At 31.5% G+C, this 4,497-nt stretch carries 2 protein-coding genes; one reads left to right on the top strand and one right to left on the bottom strand.

What is annotated here, in order from left to right; all coding sequences use genetic code 11:
• The first annotated feature begins 523 nt into the window (after nucleotides 1–523).
• On the top strand, nucleotides 524–691 hold the full coding sequence (locus EK368_RS07445; RefSeq protein WP_129598037.1) for a CDIF630_02480 family spore surface protein: 168 nt from the start codon (nucleotides 524–526) through the stop codon (nucleotides 689–691).
• A gap of 22 nt (nucleotides 692–713) precedes the next feature.
• On the opposite strand, the gene nifJ is transcribed toward EK368_RS07445, so the two are convergent.
• Nucleotides 714–4,241, bottom strand: a complete 3,528-nt coding sequence (gene nifJ / locus EK368_RS07440) for a pyruvate:ferredoxin (flavodoxin) oxidoreductase (protein ID WP_129598035.1) — start codon at nucleotides 4,239–4,241, stop codon at nucleotides 714–716.
• Nucleotides 4,242–4,497 lie beyond the last annotated feature (256 nt).

Here is a 4,497-nt window from a genome sequence, read left to right as displayed (position 1 = left end):
CACGCCGCCAGCGTTCATCCTGAGCCAGGATCAAACTCTCAATTAAAATCTTCGAGGTTTTTGCTTCTTGCTCAAAATTACTTTGGCAATTAATTTATTTGCTTGTCATTTCTTGTGCTGTTTAGTTTTCAAAGGTCAATATTTTCGTCGTCGTTTTGACGACTTAACTATCTTATCATTTTTCTGTTTCGCTGTCAAGAACTTTTTTTGTTTTCTTGTTTGTTCTTTTGGCGACTTTTACTATCTTAGCACAGCTTCAAAATACTGTCAAGCTTTTCGTTTGAAACTTGTTTTCTGAAGTGTAGGTACAACTATATCATCTTATTTTATATTTGTCAACTATTTTATAAATATTTTTCATTCTATGACTAAACCCCCTGTAATATCATGTTTTATTTTATATAAAATTATTCATTAAATATAATATTTTTATATAAATTAGGAAATTTTTATCATTCATTCCAATATTGTTTTTAATAGATTTCTATACTATAGAAAATAATAAATATAAGGAGGGGATATTATGTCTCAAAATAAATACAAAGAAAAAAATTTATCTAAACCAATTGAAAATCATAAAACAGCTCCTTTAGCAAATATAGAAGATTTAAAACCTGAATCTTTAGTTCCTATTCCTAATAAAATAGAAGTAGAAAATGCAAAAGATTGGGTGGATATAAACGAAAAGTAAATCCTAGGGAATTCCCTAGGATTTATTCATAGTTCATTTGCGCTAAACGTTTATACATTTCATAAGTATCTTTTGAGTGTTTCTCTGCTGCTTCAAATAATTCTTCTGATCTTTCTGGGAATATAGTTTTAAGTTGACTATAACGAATTTCACTGTCAATAAATTCTCTAAAAGATATTGTAGGTTCTTTTGAATCTAATACAAATGGATTTTTTCCTTGTTCTTTCATACGAGGATCAAATCTATAGAGCTGCCAATATCCTGAATCTACCGCTCTTTTTTCTTGTGCAATAGATGTTCCCATTCCTGTTTTGATACCATGATTGACACATGGAGCATAACAAATAATTAAGGATGGTCCTTTATAGCTTTCTGCTTCTTTTATTGCTTTTATTGTATGATTCATATTTGCACCCATAGATATCTTTGCTACATATACATATCCATAGCTCATGGCCATAAGCCCTAAATCTTTTTTCCTAATCTTTTTACCTGATGCTGCAAATTTTGCAACAGCTGCTGTAGGAGTTGATTTTGAGGATTGTCCACCTGTATTTGAATAAACCTCTGTATCAAATACTAATACATTTACATCTGCTCCTGATGCCAATACATGATCTAATCCTCCATATCCAATATCATATGCCCATCCATCTCCACCAACAATCCATATAGATTTTTTAATCAAAAAATCTTTCTTTTCTAATATTTCTTTTGTAATTTTATTTTCATGTTCATGTTTTTTAAGAATATCTATTAATTTCTTTGCTGCTTTTTTATTTTCATCTTCATCATCTATACTTTGTAAATATTCTTTCATAGAAGCTTTACAATCTTCATCAATGTTTGAATGTAATCCTTCCTCTATCAAATCTTTTAATTTTTCTCTTACCTGTTCTATTCCTAAATACATTCCATAGCCGTATTCTGCATTGTCTTCAAATAATGAATTTCCCCATGCTGGTCCTTTCCCTTCATCATTTGTAGTAAAAGGAATAGAAGGTGCACTGCCTCCCCATATAGAAGAACATCCTGTTGCATTGGAAATCACCATTCTATCTCCATAAAGTTGTGTTACTAATTTTAAATAAGGAGTCTCTCCACATCCTGCACAAGCTCCTGAAAACTCCAGTAAAGGCTTTGCAAATTGACTTCCCTTTACCATATATTTATCCATCAAATAATCTTTTGTAGATATATTATTAATTGCATATTCCCAATTTTCTTGTTGTCTTATAGTTTCTTTTTCTGCATCTACCATAACTAACGCTTTTTGAGGAGCTGGACATATATCTGCACAATTTCCACATCCTGTACAATCTAATGGAGTCACTTGAATACGATAATGATAATTTTCAAGTCCTTTTCCTATAGCTTTTTTTGTTTCAAAATTTTCAAGTTTATTTTTCATCTCTTCTTCATGTAAAAGAAATGGTCTAATTACAGCATGAGGGCAAACATAAGAGCATTGATTACATTGAATGCAATTCTCTGTTTGCCACTGTGGAACCATTACTGCAATTCCTCTTTTTTCATAAGCTGTAGTTCCAAGAGGAAACGTTCCATCTGTCATATGTTTAAATGCACTTACAGGAAGCTTATCTCCTTCATTTTTTGCCATAGGTCTTTGAATGCATTTTACAAACTTAGGCTCATCTTTTATATCCATCTCTTCATCTTGTGCATTTTTCCAATTTTCTGGGACATGAATTTCAACTAATTCTCTAATCCCTCCATCAATGGCATCATGATTCATCTTAACTATTTTTTCACCTTTTTTACCATAAGTAGCTACTACAGATTCTTTTAAATATTTTACTGCATCTTCTATAGGAACTACTTTAGCAAGTTTAAAAAAAGCAGACTGCATAATCATATTAATTCTTCCACCAAGACCTATATCTCTAGCTACTTTTATGGCATCAATAACATAAAATTTAATATTTTTATTTGCAATCTCTCTCTTTATAAATCCTGGGATTTTATCTTCTAATTCTTCTTGATGCCAAGGACAATTCAAAACAAATATCCCACCATTTTTAATTCCTTTTAATAGATCATAATGATACAAGTAAGATTTATTGTGGCAAGCAATAAAATCTGCTTCATATACAAGATAAGTAGATTTTATTGGATTTTTTCCAAATCTTAAATGAGATATAGTTGTTCCTCCAGATTTTTTACTATCATATGAAAAATATCCTTGAGCATATAGATTCGTACGATCTCCGATTATTTTAATAGCCATTTTGTTGGCTCCTACCGTTCCATCTGATCCAAGTCCCCAAAACTTACATTGAATGGTTCCTTCTTTAGTAGTCTCTACAATATCTTCTTCTGGAAGAGAAGTATATGTTACATCATCTACAATACCAAGAGTAAATTGATTTTTAGGTATATATTTTTTTAAGTTATTAAAAACAGCTATAATTTGAGAAGGTCTAGTATCCTTTTGTCCTAATCCATATCTTCCTCCTACAATCAAAGGATGTTTCTCCTTATCATAAAAAACACTTCTTACATCTTCATATAAAGGTTCTCCCACTGCTCCTGATTCTTTTGTACGATCTAATACAGCGATACACTTTACACTTTCTGGCATCACTTCAAAGAAATATTTTTCAGAAAAAGGTCTATATAGTCTTACTTTAATAAGTCCTACTTTTTCTCCTCTTTGAATCAAATAATCTACTGTTTCTTCTATAGTTTCACAAACAGATCCCATAGCTACAATCACATACTGGGCATCTTTATGTCCATAATAATCAAATGGTTTATATTTTCTTCCTGTAATCTCGCTAATTTGCTTCATATAATCTGCTACAATATCAGGTACCTTTTCATAAAATACATTAGATGCTTCTCTTGCTTGAAAATAAATGTCTGGATTTTGAGCAGTTCCTCTAAGAACAGGTCTTTCAGGATTTAATGAACGATCTCTAAATTCTTTTACTGCATCTTTGTCTAATAACTTTTCAAAATCTTCATAATCAATAGTCTCGATCTTTTGAATTTCATGAGAAGTTCTAAATCCATCAAAGAAATGTAGAACTGGTACTCTAGATTTTATAGATGTAAGATGAGCTATTCCACCTAGGTCCATTACTTCCTGCACACTATTAGAAGATAAAAGAGCAAATCCTGTTTGTCTAGTAGCCATAACATCTTGATGATCTCCGAATATAGAAAGTGCATGAGAGGCTAATGCCCTTGCACTTACATGAAATACTCCAGGAAGCAATTCTCCTGCCATTTTATACATATTAGGAATCATAAGTAATAGTCCTTGAGATGCTGTATAAGTAGTAGTCAAAGCTCCTCCTTGTAAGGAACCATGCATGGCTCCTGCTGCTCCTCCTTCTGATTGAAGTTCAGATACCTTTACAGGTTGTCCAAATAAATTTTTTCTCCCATGTGCTGCCCATTCATCTACTTTTTCTGCCATAGGAGAGGAAGGAGTAATAGGATAAATGGTTGCTACTTCTGTAAAAGCATAAGATACATATGCTGCTGCGTCATTTCCATCCATTGTTTTCATTTTCTTTGCCATTTCGTATCCTCCTTTTGTTTTTATATTTTCTCTTCTTTATTATTTTGATTTTTACTCATTCTCATACATTATTTATTTGTTTCCATAGAAAAAGCCTAGGCAAAATGCCTAGGCTCAAACTGAATATAAACCATATTTTAGCAAAGTCATAAAAATTAGGAACAATTATTGAGAATTTGTGAAAATATAGAATAAGCGAGAAAATGATTAGCATTACACTGTTTGAGCATAGCGAGTTTGTAATGCTATTTTCGAT

This window comes from Anaerophilus nitritigenes (assembly GCF_004138215.1).
GTDB classification, from domain to species: Bacteria; Bacillota; Clostridia; order Peptostreptococcales; family Thermotaleaceae; genus Anaerophilus; species Anaerophilus nitritogenes.
The sequence above is the reverse complement of the archived record's forward strand: the minus strand, read 5'-3'. Positions and strand labels throughout refer to the sequence as shown.

Coding starts and splice junctions, on each gene's coding strand:
- EK368_RS07445 (WP_129598037.1), top strand. CDS start 524: ATGTCTCAAAATAAATACAAAGAAAAAAATTTATCTAAACCAATTGAA.
- nifJ (WP_129598035.1), bottom strand. CDS start 4,241: ATGGCAAAGAAAATGAAAACAATGGATGGAAATGACGCAGCAGCATAT.